The organism is Pseudomonas sp. S2_B10 (assembly GCF_054668425.1).
On record NZ_CP162768.1, the window covers coordinates 4418939 to 4435378 of the forward strand.

Genomic DNA, 16440 nt, shown 5'->3' on the forward strand with positions numbered 1-16440 from the left:
AGGCTCGCTCCCACAGAAAGATCGTGTTTCGTCAGTCGAAACGTGGGAGCGAGCCTGCTCGCGAAGGCGGCCTCAAAATCACCATACATCTGTCATAAACCCCGACTAGTCTCGACAGGTTCATTCCCTGAGCGCCCACCATGTTCAAAGGCCTGTCCCTGTTCCTGCTGCTGATCAGCCTCACCGTCCGCGCCGAACAATGGCCCGGCGAGCAATGGCCCATCGCCCCGCAGATCACCGGCCCGGCCGTCGAGGCGCTGGAAAACTACGCCTTCGCGCCCCGTAACGACGCCACCCGCGACGGCATTCGCACCGACGCCTTGCTGATCATCCACGACGGCCAGATCATCTACGAACGCTACGCCGCTCCGACCACTGCTCAGACACCGCATCTGACCTGGTCGATCAGCAAAAGCCTGCTGGCAACGGTCCTCGGCGTGGCCTACGGCGAAGGCCGGTTCAAGCTCGACGATCCGGCGCTGAAGTTCTACCCGGCGCTGGACAAACACCCGGCGATCACCCTCGGCCATCTGCTGAACTGGGCCTCCGGTCTCGATTGGCAGGAAGACTACGAATACGCGCCGCTGAAATCTTCGGTGGTGGCGATGCTCTACACCCGCGGCCATCGCGACATGGCCGCGTTCACTGCGGGCCACGACGCCTACGCCGCGCCGGGTCAGGCTTTCCGTTATTCCAGCGGTGACAGCAATCTGCTCGCCGCTGCCCTGAAAACCATGGTCGGCGCAGAGCGTTATGCCGACTATCCGTGGACAGCATTGTTCGAGCCGTTGGGCATTCGCCACGCCGTGTGGGAAAGCGATGCCAGCGGCACCTTTGTCGCCTCGTCCTACGCCTATCTCACCGCGCGGGATCTGGCGCGGGTCGGTCTATTGATGGCGCGGGGCGGGCGCTGGAACGATCGGCAGTTGCTGCCCGAGGATTGGCTCGCGTTCAACCTCACACCGTTTGCCGGCTACAAGGCGCATCAGGACGAAGCCGTACCCGGCGGCCACTGGTGGCTCAATCGTCGTGTCGACGGCGCCACATCACCATGGCCCGACGCCCCACCCGACACCTTCGCCGCCCTCGGCCACTGGGGCCAGGCGCTGTATGTGATGCCCAGCCAGAAACTGGTGATCGTGCGTTACGGCGATGACCGCGATGGCAGCTACCGGCACAACGAACTGCTCAAACGCGTGTTGCAGGCGGTGCGGCGATGAAGCGCTTTCTATTGTTGCTGTTGGTCGTGCTGCTCGGCTGGGGTTGGTATGAGCGGGAGAATCTCTGGGCTTTCCCGGACATCATCAGCGCCTACACCGCCAAGGAATATTGCTCGTGTCGTTATGTGATGAACAACGACGCCGGGTATTGCCGTGGCTATGTGAAGCAATGGCTGCCAACCAGCGGTTTTACCGATGACGCTTCGAGCAAAACCATCACCGTCAGCGGCATGGGCCGCAGCAACAGCGCGCAGTGGCTGAGCGAACGCCAGGGCTGTCGCCTGAATCCCTGAATTATCTGGTCTCCCCTGTGGGAGCGAGCCTGCTCGCGAAATCGTCGCAAGCCGCAATACATGCTGTGCGGCGAGCATTGCATTCGCGAGCAGGCTCGCTCCCACAGGGCTTGCAATAACTTGGCGGGCGGTTAAGGTTCGTGCAGGTTTATCGCCCCCACGAGTGTTCAATGTTCAACCGCTCCCTCTATACAACCTTCGCCAGTCTGCTGTTGACCGCCGTTGCGCTGCCGGCCCAGGCCAATTGGTATCTGGACGGCGAGTCGTCGCGGCTGTCGTTCGTCAGCACCAAAAATGCCAGCGTTTCGGAAGTGCAGCGCTTTCTGGTGCTGCACGGCAAGGTCGACCCCAACGGTCGCGCCGAGGTCGAAGTCGAGCTCGAATCGATCAACAGCGGCATTCCGCTGCGCGATGAGCGCATGCGCAAGGAGCTGTTCCAGATCGAGCAGTTTCCCGCAGCCACCATCACCACCCAGATCGACCTGCGCCCGATCAACGATCTGGCGCCCGGCGCGCAGCTGGAGTTGCGCCTGCCGCTGACCGTCAGCCTGCACGGCAAGCAGCACGAATACCCGGCCGAGTTGCTCGCCACGCGTCTGGATGATCGGCGTTTTCAGGTGGTCACGCTGGAGCCGCTGGTGATCAACGCCGAGGATTTCGATCTGGCGCCGGGCCTGGAAAACCTGCGCAAACTCGCCGATCTGTCGGCGATCAGTCTGTCGGTGCCGGTGGGTGCGGTGCTGATTTTCACGGCGCGCTGACATGCGCGGTGCGGTGTTCCCCTGGCGTGACGGCAACCGTTTCGAACTGTTGATCGACGGCCCGCAGTTCTTTCCGCGCATGCTCGAGCATATCGCTGGAGCTACAGAGCAGATCGAACTGGAGCTGTATCTGGTCGAGGCCGGCGCCTGCGCCGAAGCCATCGTCCAGGCGCTGGTCGCGGCGGCCGAGCGCGGCGTGCGCGTGCGTTGCTTGTTCGATGATTACGGCAGCCTCGCGTTCACGCTGCATCTGCGCCAGCGCCTGACCCAGGCCGGCGTCGAGCTGCGTTTCTACAATCGCCTGAGCTGGCGGCGCTGGGTCGGCAATTTCTATCGCGACCACCGTAAATTGCTGCTGGTCGACCAATGCCTGGCAGTGGTCGGCGGCACCGGCGTGACCGATGAATTCTGGACGCCGGGCCATGATGTCAGCGAGTGGCACGAGGTGATGGTCGAGATCAGCGGCCCGTTGGTGATCGACTGGCAATTGCTGTTTGATCGCCAGTGGATCGCCAACCGTTACCGCCGCGCCTGGCGCCCGGCCGCGCATTTCGGCTTGCCGCGCCTGCCCCGCGTACCGGACAAGGGCGAAGGCATGGGCCGCGTGGCGTATGCCGATGCCCGTCAACATCGCGACATTTTGCAGTCGTTGTTCCGTGCGTTGAACAGCGGGCAAAAACGCATCTGGATGGCCACGCCGTACTTTCTGCCGACCTGGAAAATCCGCCGCTCGCTGCGCAAAGCCGCCGCACGCGGTGTCGATGTGCGGTTGCTGCTGACCGGCCCGCGCACCGATCACCCGTCAGTGCGCTACGCCGGCCATCGCTACTACCCGCGCCTGCTCAAGGCCGGGGTGCAGATCTTCGAATACCAGCCGTGCTTCCTGCACCTGAAAATGGTTCTCGTCGACGAATGGGTAAGCATCGGTTCGTGCAACTTCGATCACTGGAATCTGCGTTTCAATCTGGAGGCGAATCTGGAAGCGCTGGACCCGGCGTTGACGGCAGCAGTGGAGGCGAGCTTTGTGAAGGACTTCGGCTTGAGTCAGCTGGTGAGCCTGGAGGAATGGCAGCGCCGACCGTTGTGGCGGCGGGTCAAGCAGCGGGTGTGGGGCTGGGTGGATCGGTTGGTGGTGAATATTCTCGACCGTCGCGGATAGCGGGGACACCCAAAACCACTGTGGGAGCTGGCTTGCCAGCGATGAGGCCATCACATTCAACATATCAGTTGACTGTCAGGCCGCCATCGCTGGCAAGCCAGCTCCCACAGGTTTATGTGTTACCTGAAAAAATTACAGCAATTCAAAGCTCTGCTGCGTCACCGCCTGCGAATCCAGGCCGATCTGCACGTTGAACTTGCCAGGCTCGGCCGCGTATTTGAGCTGGGCGTTGTAGAACTTCAGGTCTTCCTCGGTGATGGTGAAGTGCACGACTTTCTGTTCGCCGGCCTTGAGCATGATCTTCTGGAAGTTCTTCAGTTCTTTCACCGGGCGAATCATCGAACCGGTGACGTCCTGGATGTACAACTGCACCACGGTTTCGCCGTCACGCTTGCCGGTGTTCTTGACCATGACGCTGGCGTCGAGCTTGCCGCTGGCGTTCAGGGTGGTCGATGACAGCGCCATATCGCTCAGGGCGAAGGTGGTGTAGCTCAGACCATAACCGAACGGAAACAGCGGGCCGGTGGTGTCATCGAAATACTGCGAGGTGTAGTTGCCCGGTTTGCCCGGCGTGAACGGCCGGCCGATGCTCAGGTGGTTGTAGTAGGTCGGGATCTGGCCCACGGAACGCGGGAAGGTCACCGGCAGTTTGCCCGACGGGTTGTAGTCGCCGAACAGCACGTCGGCGATGGCGTTGCCGCCCTCGGTGCCGCTGAACCAGGTTTCCAGAATCGCATCGGCCGACTGGTTCTCTTCGAGAATCGTCAGCGGACGGCCGTTCATCAACACCAGCACCAACGGCTTGCCGGTGGCTTTCAGCGCACGGATCAATTCGCGCTGGGTTTCCGGGATGTTCAGGTCGGTGCGGCTCGAGGATTCGTGGGACATGCCACGGGACTCGCCCACCGCTGCAACGATCACGTCAGCCGCTTTCGCCGCTTTCACTGCCTCGTCGATCAGCACGTTGGCCGGGCGCGGGTCATCGACCACTTCCGGGGCATCGAAGTTGAGGAAGTTCAGGTAGTCGAGGACCTTCTTGTCGCCCGTGATGTTGGCGCCACGGGCGTAGATCAGGTTGGCCTTGTCGCCGATCACCGAACTCATGCCATCGAATAGCGTGACCGATTGCGCCGGGCGCCCGGCGGCGGCCCAGCTGCCCATCATGTCGATCGGCGCTTTCGCCAATGGGCCGACCAGCGCGATTTTCGCGTCTTTCTTCAGCGGCAGGGTTTCGTTCTGGTTCTTCAGCAGCACCAGACTGCGCCGCGCGACTTCGCGGGCCTCGGCGCGGTGCAGGCGACTCTCGGCGTAGGTATCGGCCGGGTCATCCTCGGCCTTGCCGATGCGCAGGTACGGGTCCTTGAACAGGCCCATGTCGTACTTGGCCGCGAGCACTTCGCGCACAGCATTGTCGATGTCTTTCTGTTCGATCTCGCCGGACTTGAGCAGCCCCGGCAGCTCTTTGCCGTAGAGGGTGTCGTTCATGCTCATGTCGATGCCGGCCTTGATCGCCAGCTTTGCCGCTTCGCGACCGTCGCGGGCGACGCCGTGCTTGATCAGTTCGAAGATCGCGCCGTGATCGCTGACCGCCAGGCCTTTGAAGCCCCAGTCCTTGCGCAGCAGGTCGTTCATCAGCCAGGTGTTGGCCGTGGCCGGAATGCCGTTGATCGAGTTCAACGCCACCATCACACCGCCAGCACCGGCATCGATCGCGGCGCGGTAGGGCGGCAGATAATCCTGGTACATCTTCACCGGGCTCATGTCGACGGTGTTGTAGTCGCGACCGCCCTCGACCGCGCCATACAGGGCGAAGTGCTTGACGCTGGCCATGATGCTGTCGGCGGCGCTTGGGGTCTCGCCCTGATAGGCCTTGACCATGACTTTGGCGATGCGCGAGGTCAGGTAAGTGTCTTCGCCGAAACCTTCGGAGCTGCGGCCCCAGCGCGGATCGCGGGAGATATCCACCATCGGCGCGAAGGTGATGTCGAGGCTGTCAGCGGCGGCTTCTTTAGCCGCAACGCGACCGGACTGGCCAATGGCGTCCATGTCCCAACTCGACGCAAGGGCCAGCGGAATCGGGAAAATCGTACGGTGACCGTGGATCACGTCGTACGCGAAAAACATCGGAATCTTCAGGCGACTGCGCATGGCCGCGTCCTGCATCGGACGGTTTTCCGCGCGGGTGATCGAGTTGAACGTGCCGCCGATGTTGCCGCCAGCGATTTCCTTGCGGATCAGCTCGCGGGGCATTTCCGGACCGATGCTGATCAGGCGCAACTGGCCGATCTTTTCGTCGAGGGTCATTTGTTTCATCAGGTTGCTGATGAAAGCGTCCTTGTTTTCCAAAGGTACCGGGGTCGTGGCGGCCAGTACCTGATGACTGGCCAGGCTGACGAACAGACCCAGCAAACACAGCTTCTTCATGAATTTTTTCTCTAGAGCCCAAACGGTGATGCAACACCGGCCAGCCAAAATGTAGGGAGCGACTATTGTTGTTCGGGTGCCGGCGCAAAATCCTGAGCCGGAAAACCGCAGCCGACAGCGGCAACGTGAACGCGAAGGGCACTTTTTAGCCGATTAACCCGTCGCATGCCAGTGGCGGCGCCGATTATGCCCCAACCGCTGGCCGGGAATGCCCAGCGCTCGGTTTTTAAATCAAATGTGTCATGGAGCATCACTGCAATGAATATCAGCTCAACCTCCCGTTCACGGTTACAGATCGCCACGTTGCTGGTGTTCGCCACGCTGTTGACCGCGTGCGGCATCAACAATATCCCGACCCTCGACGAACAGGCCAAAGCCGCCTGGGGTCAGGTGCAGAACCAGTACCAGCGCCGTGCCGACCTGATCCCCAATCTGGTGGAAACCGTGAAGGGCTACGCGGCCCACGAACAGGAAACCCTGACCGCAGTGATTGAGGCGCGAGCCAAGGCCACCTCGATTCAGGTCGATGCCAGCACCCTCGACAATCCCGAGAAGCTCAAGCAGTTCCAGCAGGCGCAGGATCAACTGACCGGCGCATTGAGCCGTTTGATGGTGGTCTCCGAGCGCTATCCGGATCTGAAGGCCAACCAGAACTTCCTCGCCCTGCAATCGCAACTCGAAGGCACGGAAAACCGCATTGCCGTGGCGCGTCGCGATTTCATTCTGGCGGTGCAGAAGTACAACACCGAGATCCGCACTTTCCCCGGTCGCCTGTGGCACAGCGTGATGTACAGCGATCTGCCGATGCGCGAAACCTTCGAAGCCACCACGCCCGGCGCGGAGAAGGCCCCGGAAGTGAAATTCTGATTCGAGGTCGTCCATGCGTGTGTTGAAACTAAGCCTGGTGCTGATGCTCTGGCTGTTCGCCGTCAGCGCCCGGGCCGAATTGACGTTTCCGCCGCTGAGCGGGCGCGTGGTCGATCAGGCGCAAATGCTCGAGCCATCGATTCGCGCGCAACTGAGCCAGCAATTGCAGGCGCACGAGCAGGCCACCGGCGAGCAATTGGTGGTGGTCACGCTGCCGGATCTGCAGGGCACCACCATCGAGGATTTCGGCGTTCAGCTTGGTCGGCACTGGGGCATCGGCCAGAAGGACAAGAACAACGGCGCCTTGCTGATCGTCGCCCGTGACGAGCGCAAACTGCGCATCGAAGTCGGCTATGGCCTGGAGGATCGCCTGACCGATGCGCAGTCGTCGGTGATCATTCATCAGGTCATCACGCCGGCGTTCAAGGCCGGCAACTTCAGCAAAGGCATCAGCGATGGCGTTGCGGCGATGCTGGTGGTGCTTGGTGGCAATCCGCTGGACGAACCGTCGACCGTGTACGAATCCAGCGGCGACCCGGCGGATGATTTCATCTCGCGGCACCCGGCGCTGTTCATGTTTCTGGTGATGTTGTTCATCGTGACGGTGTTTGTCTGCCAGATGCTCGGTATCCTGCCTGCCGGCCGGGGCGGCTCCGGAGGAGGGGGCGGCTTTGGCGGAGGCGGCGGATTCGGAGGCGGTGGCGGCTTCAGCGGTGGCGGGGGCAGTTTCGGCGGCGGCGGTTCGTCCGGCGGCTGGTGAGATCAAAAGAATAATGAGCAGGCAATTTTCGACATGGCATTACTGACTGAACACGAACAACGCAAAGTCGCCGAGGCCATCGCCCGGGTCGAGCGCGACACCGACGCCGAACTGGTCACGGTGCTCGCTGCCCGTGCCGACGATTACGCGTACATCCCGCTGCTCTGGGCCAGCCTGCTGGCGCTGGTGTTGCCGGGCATCGTCCACTATCTCACGGGCTGGCTGACCCTGCGCAGCCTGCTGTTGGTGCAGTGGGGCATGTTCATCGTCCTGTGCCTGTTGTTCCGCCTGCCGAAAATCACCACGCATCTGGTGCCGCGCCGCGTGCGCCACTGGCGCGCCTCCAACCTGGCGCGGCGGCAGTTTCTCGAACAGAACCTGCACCACACCGTGGGCAGCACCGGCATGCTGATTTTTGTCTGCGAGGCTGAGCGCTATGTGGAAATTCTGGTGGACGAGGGGATTTCCAAACGGCTGGACAACAGCAACTGGGACGCGATTGTCGCGGCGTTTACCGAACAGGTCAGGCAGGGGCGCACGCTGGAAGGGTTTGTCACGTGCGTGGAGGCGTGTGGCGAGTTGTTGAAGGTGCATGTGCCGGTGACGCAGGTGAGGAATGAATTGCCGAATCGGCTTGTGGTGTTGGGGTAGATCAAAAGCTCGCAGCCTTCGGCAGCTCCTACAGGAGAATGCATTCCAATTGTAGGAGCTGCCGAAGGCTGCGATCTTTTGATTTTTGCCGTTGGGTAAATAAGAGGGTGTCCCCAACCCCCATCCCCCCTAAAATACCCGCCATTCCCGATTCCGCCCGTCCGAGGCCGCTTGTCCATGTCCGTTTCCGCTTCTTCCGCGCCGTCCGCCAAAGCGGCCGCCGATCACCACGCCCAGTTCATCGAGCTGCTGCAAACCAGCCTCGACGACAGCGGTTTCATCAAACTGGTGCTGGCCAAGTACGTCGGTGAAGAGGCGGATCTGCAACGGGTCATCATCAAACCGGTGACGGTCAAGGCGCAGCCGTGCCTGTCATTCGTTTATCGCTACAAGACCCGCGACATCACCAAGAACCTGCCGCTGAGCGAAGGCGTGGCGCTGATCGCCGGGCTGCTGCCGGCCTCGTTCAAAAATGCTCATTTACTGGCGCTGACCGACGAAGCGCAGCTGGAATACAGCAAAAAGGGCAAGAGTTCGCTGTTCAAAAGCAAACCTCAGCAATTGCGTGAAGCGCCGTCCGCCGAGCACAACCGCGAGAAAAACCGCTTCCTCGAATTGAGCCGTCCGTTCCTCAAGGACCTGGGCGTGACCAATGCGCAACACGAGCTGATCCCGGCGATGTCGCGCAAGTGGAAGCAGATCAACAAGTTCATCGAAGTGTTCAGCCATGCCCTGACCTCGTCGCCGCTGGCGCTGGACAAACCGGTGCGGGTCGCCGATTTCGGTTCGGGCAAGGGCTACCTGACGTTCGCCATTCACGACTACCTGCGCAACACGCTCAAGGCCGAGGGCGAAGTCACCGGCGTCGAGCTGCGCGAAGAAATGGTCAGCCTGTGCAACGCCGCAGCGAGCAAGCTCGAGCATCCGGGGCTGGTGTTCAAGTGCGGTGACGTGCGTACGGTGGCGCCGAGCGAACTGGACGTGATGATCGCCCTGCATGCCTGCGATATCGCTACCGATTACGCGATCCACACCGGCATCCGCTCGGGCGCGTCGATCATCATGTGCTCGCCGTGCTGCCACAAACAGATCCGCCTGCAGATCCAAAGCCCGGCGCTGCTCAAACCGATGCTGCAATACGGCTTGCACCTCGGCCAGCAGGCGGAAATGGTCACCGACAGCTTGCGCGCGTTATTCCTCGAAGCCTGCGGTTACGAGACCAAAGTCTTCGAATTCATTTCGCTGGAACACACCAACAAGAACAAGATGATTCTCGCGGTGAAACGCGCCGAGCCGGTTAATCCAGCGCAATTGTTGGCGAAGATCGCAGAGCTGAAAGCGTTCTACCACATCAGCGAACACTGCCTGGAAACCCTGCTGCGCGCTGACGGTTTTCTCGCCTGATAGCCTGAAATACACCCCTGTAGGAGCCGCCGAAGGCTGCGATCTTTTGATCCTGATTATTTAAATGCAAGATCAAAAGATCGCAGCCTTCGGCGGCTCCTACATTTATCGCGATCGAGCGTAGTAAGCCTGGAATTACCGCAACCCTTGGATACGGTCTACCTTGAATACTCCCAGACCTTTCCCCGAGGAGTTTTCCCATGGCCGCGAAAAAGATCCTGATGCTGGTCGGCGATTACGTCGAAGACTACGAAGTGATGGTGCCGTTCCAGGCCCTGCAGATGGTCGGCCACACGGTGCACGCCGTGTGCCCGGACAAGTCCGCCGGCAGCACCGTGCGCACGGCGATTCATGATTTTGAAGGTGATCAGACCTACAGCGAAAAACCCGGTCACCTGTTCGCGCTCAATTTCGACTTCGCCAAGGCCCGCGAAACTGATTACGACGCGCTGCTGATTCCCGGCGGTCGCGCTCCGGAGTACCTGCGGCTGAACGACAAAGTCCTCGAACTGGTGCGCGCCTTCGACAACGCTGGCAAGCCCATCGCAGCGGTCTGCCATGGCGCGCAACTGCTCGCGGCGGCGGGTGTGCTCGAGGGGCGTGAGTGCAGCGCGTATCCGGCCTGCGCCCCGGAAGTGCGTCTGGCCGGTGGCACCTATATCGACATTCCGGTGACCGACGGCCATGTTCAGGGAAATTTCGCCACCGCTCCGGCGTGGCCGGCGCATCCGCGATGGCTGGCCGGTTTCCTCGGTCTGCTCGGTACGAAAATCACCTTGTAGTCGATGCAGGCGACAGATCGCAGGCGCTGGTCTTTACTCTGAAGCGCGAAATCTCTCAATCGCCCCCAGGAGAAACAGACATGTCCGGATGGTACGAAGTGAGCAAAAGCAGCAACGGCCAATTCAGGTTCGTGTTGAAAGCGGCGAACGCCGAAACGATCCTGACCAGCGAGCTCTACAGCACCCGCGCCGGCGCCGACGGCGGCATCGCCTCGGTGCAGGCCAACAGCCCGCTGGACGAACGTTACGAGAAAAAATCGACCAAGGACGGCCACCCGTACTTCAACCTGAAGGCGGCCAATCACCAGATCATCGGCAGCAGCGAGTCGTATTCATCGGATGGCGCGTGTGACAAGGGCATTGCCAGCGTGAAGGCCAACGGCCCGACCAAAGTGATTAAGGACAAGACCCTGCCGGTGCTCTGAAATCCGACATCAACCTGTGGGAGTGAGCCTGCTCGCGAAAGCGGTGTTCCAGTCACCTTTTGGGTTGGCTGATATGCCGTCTTCGCGAGCGGGCTCGCTCCCACAGGTGACCGCATTCCATTGTGGGAGCGAGCCTGCTCGCGAAGGCGTCAGCCCGGCCAATATCAAACCTCAACCGGTACCGACAATTTCGGATCGCCCAACGCATGGCTCTTGGCATCAAAGAACCGCAACTCAACCCCGGTACCTTCAAACACCTTGGCGTAGTGACGCTTCTGATGCTGGATGAACGCGGCGCTGCGCGGGTAAATCGAGACCGCCACGCACTTCGGTCGGGCCAGGCGCAACGCCCGCACCAGATGCGCATCCTGCTCGCCCAGCGCGTGGCCGAAGATGCACAGGCTGTCGCCATGGGCCAGTAACTGCTCGTAGCAGAACGACAGATAATCCGAGCTGCGGATGGTCTTGAGCTTGTCAGCGCTCGGCCCTTCGGTGACGAACAGTGGCACGTCATCCAGCGTCTTGATCGTGTTGTTGATGGCGAAGCTGCCGAGCAGGGTGCCCTCGGTCGAGGTCAGTTTGCGTGCGGTGCCGTCCTGATTGCGCACCAGATGCAGACCACCGTGCAGGTACAGCAGACGCGGTTTGTCGGTGGCGCTCTGGCTCAGATCGAAACTCGCGTCGGCGCCGTTGAACAGGTCGTCGATGGTCTCGCCGGGATGTTGCAGTGCCCAGTAATTGAGCAGGTCGTAGTTGGTGGTGAACACCGTGTGATAGCGCGCCAGTTCAGCATTGAGCACCGTCAGTGTCGAAGGCTGCACCAGCCGCCACGGGATGTGCACCGCATGCACGGTGTTGATCAGCGCTTCCTTGATCGCGTAATAGCGATTGCGCGGCGCCGCCGAGCTGACCGCCAGGGCCTTGTTGACCCGGCTGGTAGTTTTCAGGGCGCCCAGCACTTGCTCGAAGCTGCGGGTTTGCAGCGCGTCGAACACCGCCAGTTCCGATGGGCTCAGCGGTTTCTCTTCGACCGTACGGGCGTTTTCGAACAGCGAGTCGTAGCCGAAGTCATCCCAAACCGCACGGCTGGCGCCATTGCCCACCAACAAACCCTGGAAATCGTTCGCGGCGCGCAAGGCGTTCCAGTCTTCGAGGGTGGCGTCGACATTGAGAAAATCGGTCATTGCGTGGGCGGTCTCAAAACAAAGGGCAGATGGACGGCGACTTTATCACGAGCGGACATTGAGCCAGATCAACATCGCTCGTGACCGATCGGTCGATTCTGTGCGCACCCGCCGAATCGAGGCAGTCGATCCGGCTTCAGTCAGGAGACACACGATGAGCAGCACCTTCTTCATTCCGGCGGTCAACATCATGGGCAGCGGCTGCCTCGACGAAGCCATGGTCGCGATTCGCAATTATGGCTTTCGCAAGGCGCTGATTGTCACCGACGCCGGGCTGGCCAAGGCTGGCGTCGCCGCAATGATCGCCGAGAAACTGGCGATGCAGGACATCGATTCGGTGATCTTCGATGGCGCCAGACCGAACCCGACTACGGCCAATGTCGAATCCGGGTTGGGGCTGCTGAAGGAAAGCCGTTGCGATTTCGTCGTGTCGCTGGGTGGCGGCTCGCCGCACGATTGCGCCAAGGGCATCGCCCTGTGCGCAACCAATGGCGGGCAGATCGGCGACTACGAAGGCGTCGACCGCTCGAGCAAGCCGCAATTGCCGCTGATCGCCATCAATACCACCGCCGGCACTGCCAGCGAAATGACCCGCTTCTGCATCATCACCGACGAATCGCGCCACGTGAAAATGGCCATCGTCGACCGCAACGTCACGCCACTGCTGTCGGTCAACGACCCGGAGTTGATGGTCGCGATGCCCAAAGGCCTTACCGCCGCCACCGGCATGGACGCGCTGACCCACGCCATCGAAGCCTACGTCTCGACCGCCGCCAACCCGATCACCGACGCCTGCGCTTTGAAGGCCATGAGCCTGATCAGCAGCAACCTGCGTCTGGCCGTGCGCGACGGCAGCGACCTGGCGGCGCGGGAGAACATGGCTTACGCGCAGTTCCTCGCCGGCATGGCGTTCAACAACGCCTCGCTCGGATTTGTCCACGCCATGGCGCATCAGCTCGGCGGCTACTACGACTTGCCCCACGGCGTCTGCAATGCCGTGCTGTTGCCGCATGTGCAGAGTTTCAATGCGCTGGTCTGTGCTGACCGACTCAGGGATGTCGCCCACGCCATGGGCGCGGATATTCGTGGTTTCAGCGCGGAGGAGGGCGCACAGGCGGCGATCAATGCCATTCGCAACCTTGCCAAGGACGTCGAGATTCCCGGCGGACTGCGTGAGCTGGGCGCGAAACTCAGCGATATCCCGGTGCTCGCCACCAACGCCTTGAAGGACGCCTGTGGACTGACCAATCCACGGGCGGCGGATCAGCGCCAGATCGAGGAAATTTTCCGCAATGCGTTTTGAATGAAGGCGCGCAGGCGAGCGAAGTCGGACAAGCCTTCGCTTGCTTCTGCGACCACGGCAAATGTCCGCACACGGCCCCAATCTGAAACCTGGCCGGCGATGTTGTGTACGGCGGAGATACGGTACTGCCCGACCGCCAGGGAGGGTGCTGCCGGGGTTTGCCATTTCCGGTCGCTTTCGACCGCTGCTCTGGCAATCTCCAGGCCAGTGTCCAGATCGAAAATACTGACGAAACCCTCGGCTCGCGTGACATCTCCCGAAAAGATCAGAGGCGTATCGACCTGCGCGCCCTCAATCGGTTCGACAACGACCGGGACGTCGATCTCGGGCCGCAGTCGCACCTCATATCCGCGCTCTTCGCTCCATTCGGACGTGATGCCTGCATACGTCTGGTGGGCGTGAATCCTCTGCTGACCCTGGGCCTGAACGCCGGTGATGCTGAACGCCCATCGTCCATTTGCGCTGACCAGCCCTTCGCCAAGCGAATGGGTGTTTTCAATGTTCCAGACCTGCACAAGAGCATTGGGTATGCCGCTGCCGAGCAACAATGTCGCAGGTCCCGTCGTGCTGGCCTCTTCGGGATAGGTGATGGTCGGGGCCGGTTGTGAAGTTTGCTCGTCGCGAGTGCTCATCATGCTTCTCGTTCATGGCTGATTTGAACGCTGAGGTTGGCATGACGTGCCTGAATTCGAACCTGTAAGAACTACCAGTCATTCAGTCTTTTTTACACAGTCGGTAATTTCTTTTTCTTCTAAAAAACTGTCATTTCTGTCAGTTGTCCGGCGTGGTGGCCTGGGGTCGAATGCTCGCTACGAGGGGATCGACGTCGATCTCTTGAGGAGCATACGAACATGTCGGAATCTATCGCGCCATTGTCCCCAAACGTGCAGTCAGCCGGGGAGCTGGATGCGCTCTTTGGTCTGCGAGCGCTGAAATTCCCCGGAGCGGGCAAGACCATTGCCAAAGGCGTGGCGATCACGCCTTCGGAGCAGATCATGGTCAGCGCTACCGTCGAGCAATCGGGCCATTCGTACTACGGCCTTGCGCGCCTGGATGCCGATGGCAATCCGGATCCGGCTTTCGGCACCGGCGGATATCTCAGCGGCCAGTTCGGCACAGGCTCGCTCACGCAAGGCGGGCCATTGATTGTTGATGCGCTCGGACGGATCTGGATGTGCGGTGTGATTGGCGTCGTCAAAGACCAGGCTCTTGAATACCAGCAAGTCATCGCCCGGTTTCTGCCCGACGGCTCGCCGGACATCGAGTTCGGCGGCGACAGGAATGGCTACCGGATTGTGCCCATGCGGATTCCGTCACTCTTTGGGGCCACGCATGGGCAACTGCTGCTGGCCAAATCCGATCCGCAGCTTGCGCAGCCGGACAGGCTGCTGTTCGTGACGGCGCAAAAGGGCAGTGGCCTGTTGACGCGGTTCAATCTCGATGGCTCGGACGATTTATCGTTCGCCAGCAACGGTTGGCTGCCCCTGTCACTGCCAGGGGTGGCCATTTCGCTGTCCGGGATCATCCAGCTCGACGATGGGCTGATTCTGCTGCATGGCAAAACGGAAGTAACCAATCAGGGACTGGTCATGGCGTTCGACCACAGCGGGAAAGTTGCACAAGCGTTCGGCGACAAGGGGGTACTGCTGTTGAACATTCAGCGCGATGGCCAGCCGCTCGAAAGCAGCGTGACGGACATCGCGGTGCAAACGGCGCAGCGCCTGCTTCTGCTCGGTTCGGCGGTCGAGTCAACGCAAGGCAAGAAACTGCAACACGGGTTCATCAGTGGTATTACCTACGCCGGCCAAATGGATGACGCGTTCAACAATCCTGTCCTCACCCCGACGGCGCATGAACGGGATCTGAGAGGTTGGCAAGCAGGGGTTGCGCTGGATGACATCGCCGGTAAACGGATTGTGGCGGTCGGACAGACCTCTGGCAGCGCACGAGGCTTGTTGACGGCAGGCTTTCTGGTCGATGGCGCAGTGGATGATTCGTTTGATGTCGAGGGCGCGAGAGACATTTCATGGTCAGCCATTGATGCCTGCCTGCAAGGCTCTTCAATTCTGGTGTTGGGACGCAAGGACGATAGTGCGCAATTGGTCCGCTTGCTGACTGCGCCTGTCACAAAACAGCGCGCCAGCATGAGCAACTGAGCAGTCAGCGGTAAAACCGGGCTATCCTGCCGGCTCGGATGAACCCTGCCTTCGAGCCCACCATGCTGCAAAAAAGCCTGATCCGCCGTCTCGACCTGATCACTCTGCAACTGTTCGTCGCCGTCCACGAGGAAGGTACGTTGACCCGTGCGGCTGCGCGCGAAGCCATCGCGGTGTCGGCGGCGAGCAAGCGCCTGATGGATTTGGAGGAGGCGCTGGGCATCGCTTTGTTCGTGCGCCAAGCCAAAGGCATGATCCTCACGCCGGCCGGTGAGACCCTGCTGCACCATGCGCGGCAGATGCTCTTCAACGTGGAAAAGATGGGCCTGGAACTGGGCGAGCACAGCCACGGTGTGCGGGGTTACGTGCGCATGCTGGCCAATCTTTCGGCGATCATTCAGTTCCTGCCCGAAGACTTGCGCGACTTCTCCGCGCGGCAGCCGCAGGTCAAGACCGACCTTGAAGAACGCCCCAGCGCCGGGGTGATTCAGGGCGTGCTCGATGGCGTCGCCGACCTCGGCATCTGCTCCGACGACAGCGACACCAAAGGCCTGCACAGCGTGTTGTACCGCCAGGACAAACTGGTGGTGGTGATGCTCCCGGAGCATCCGTTGGCTACGCGCGCATCGGTGACTTTCGATGAAACTCTCGACAGCGATTACGTCGGCTTGCACGCAGCCAGTTCGATCAACATGCGTACCCATGCGGCGGCGCGGCAGGCCGGCAAAGTCCTGCGCATCCGCATTCATGTGCCGGGATTCGATGCGGTGTGCCGGATGGTCCAGGCGAACATGGGCATCGGCATTCTGCCGCAGCGAGCCTATGAGTTGTTTGGTCAGGCACTGGGCTTGCGTGCGGTGCCGCTGACCGATGCCTGGGCGGATCGCGCGCTGATTGTGGTGGTGCGCGATGAGGCAGGGTTGTCGCCGGTGAGCCGGATGTTGTTTGAGCATTTGCGCGGGCGGTAGATCTTCATTGCGGCTGATGGCCTCTTCGCGAGCAGGCTCGCTCCCACATTGAACTTGTGTGAACACAGAATCTGAAACCACTA

General features: G+C 61.0%; 16 protein-coding genes. 13 read left to right on the forward strand and 3 right to left on the reverse strand.

Translation table 11 applies throughout. From position 1 onward, the window contains the following. The first annotated feature begins 140 nt into the window (after positions 1–140). The 4 genes from AB4O45_RS19700 to AB4O45_RS19715 all read left to right on the forward strand — a co-directional run bounded on the left by AB4O45_RS19700 (position 141) and on the right by AB4O45_RS19715 (position 3433). Entirely contained in the window at positions 141–1220 is a 1080-nt protein-coding gene (locus AB4O45_RS19700; protein WP_457264125.1) for a serine hydrolase domain-containing protein, read from the forward strand. Beyond that, the gene (locus AB4O45_RS19705) at positions 1217–1513 is read left to right on the forward strand and encodes a hypothetical protein (RefSeq protein ID WP_056783423.1); all 297 of its coding nucleotides are present in this window, start codon (positions 1217–1219) and stop codon (positions 1511–1513) included. The genes AB4O45_RS19700 and AB4O45_RS19705 overlap by 4 nt, the downstream gene beginning before the upstream one ends. A 170-nt stretch (positions 1514–1683) precedes the next feature. Beyond that, positions 1684–2274 (forward strand): YceI family protein, encoded by a 591-nt coding sequence (locus AB4O45_RS19710; protein ID WP_016771320.1) that lies wholly within the window; start codon positions 1684–1686, stop codon positions 2272–2274. A gap of 1 nt (position 2275) precedes the next feature. Then, a complete protein-coding gene (locus AB4O45_RS19715) occupies positions 2276–3433 on the forward strand; it encodes a phospholipase D-like domain-containing protein (RefSeq protein ID WP_056783426.1) in 1158 nt (385 codons plus the stop codon). Between the two features lie 132 nt (positions 3434–3565). On the opposite strand, the gene bglX is transcribed toward AB4O45_RS19715, so the two are convergent. Continuing rightward, the gene (bglX, locus tag AB4O45_RS19720; RefSeq protein WP_150636464.1) at positions 3566–5857 is read right to left on the reverse strand and encodes a beta-glucosidase BglX; all 2292 of its coding nucleotides are present in this window, start codon (positions 5855–5857) and stop codon (positions 3566–3568) included. A gap of 258 nt (positions 5858–6115) precedes the next feature. Here bglX and AB4O45_RS19725 point away from each other — a divergent pair, with 258 nt between their 5' ends. From AB4O45_RS19725 to AB4O45_RS19750, 6 genes are all read left to right on the forward strand, one after another. After that, positions 6116–6724: a LemA family protein gene (locus tag AB4O45_RS19725; RefSeq protein WP_024011957.1), complete on the forward strand. Its 609-nt coding sequence runs from the start codon at positions 6116–6118 to the stop codon at positions 6722–6724. 13 nt (positions 6725–6737) lie between these two features. Continuing rightward, positions 6738–7484, forward strand: coding sequence for a TPM domain-containing protein (locus AB4O45_RS19730; RefSeq protein WP_122602156.1), 747 nt, complete (start codon positions 6738–6740; stop codon positions 7482–7484). Positions 7485–7517: 33 nt separating this feature from the next. Beyond that, complete coding sequence (locus AB4O45_RS19735) at positions 7518–8135, forward strand: TPM domain-containing protein (protein ID WP_016771315.1); 618 nt, start codon at positions 7518–7520, stop codon at positions 8133–8135. A 177-nt stretch (positions 8136–8312) separates the two neighbouring features. Next, positions 8313–9539: a class I SAM-dependent methyltransferase gene (locus tag AB4O45_RS19740; RefSeq protein ID WP_460160448.1), complete on the forward strand. Its 1227-nt coding sequence runs from the start codon at positions 8313–8315 to the stop codon at positions 9537–9539. Positions 9540–9739: 200 nt separating this feature from the next. Next, entirely contained in the window at positions 9740–10321 is a 582-nt protein-coding gene (locus AB4O45_RS19745; protein ID WP_460060135.1) for a DJ-1/PfpI family protein, read from the forward strand. A gap of 80 nt (positions 10322–10401) precedes the next feature. Further along, positions 10402–10746 carry a YegP family protein gene (locus tag AB4O45_RS19750; protein ID WP_315434925.1) on the forward strand — a complete coding sequence of 115 codons (345 nt, stop codon included), beginning with the start codon at positions 10402–10404 and terminating at the stop codon, positions 10744–10746. 164 nt (positions 10747–10910) lie between these two features. Here AB4O45_RS19750 and AB4O45_RS19755 read toward each other — a convergent pair whose 3' ends face one another. Then, the gene (locus tag AB4O45_RS19755; RefSeq protein ID WP_252877625.1) at positions 10911–11930 is read right to left on the reverse strand and encodes a DUF4917 family protein; all 1020 of its coding nucleotides are present in this window, start codon (positions 11928–11930) and stop codon (positions 10911–10913) included. Positions 11931–12084: 154 nt separating this feature from the next. Here AB4O45_RS19755 and yiaY point away from each other — a divergent pair, with 154 nt between their 5' ends. Next, on the forward strand, positions 12085–13233 hold the full coding sequence (gene yiaY, locus AB4O45_RS19760; RefSeq protein WP_056783452.1) for an L-threonine dehydrogenase: 1149 nt from the start codon (positions 12085–12087) through the stop codon (positions 13231–13233). Here the strand turns inward: yiaY and AB4O45_RS19765 are convergent. Next, complete coding sequence (locus AB4O45_RS19765) at positions 13194–13865, reverse strand: hypothetical protein (RefSeq protein WP_310214700.1); 672 nt, start codon at positions 13863–13865, stop codon at positions 13194–13196. The genes yiaY and AB4O45_RS19765 overlap by 40 nt on opposite strands. A gap of 219 nt (positions 13866–14084) precedes the next feature. Here AB4O45_RS19765 and AB4O45_RS19770 point away from each other — a divergent pair, with 219 nt between their 5' ends. Together AB4O45_RS19770 and AB4O45_RS19775 are read left to right on the forward strand one after the other, a co-directional pair. Continuing rightward, positions 14085–15389, forward strand: a complete 1305-nt coding sequence (locus AB4O45_RS19770) for an NHL repeat-containing protein (RefSeq protein ID WP_310214703.1) — start codon at positions 14085–14087, stop codon at positions 15387–15389. Between the two features lie 62 nt (positions 15390–15451). Then, positions 15452–16357 (forward strand): LysR family transcriptional regulator, encoded by a 906-nt coding sequence (locus tag AB4O45_RS19775; protein ID WP_056783458.1) that lies wholly within the window; start codon positions 15452–15454, stop codon positions 16355–16357. The last annotated feature ends 83 nt before the right edge of the window (positions 16358–16440 follow it).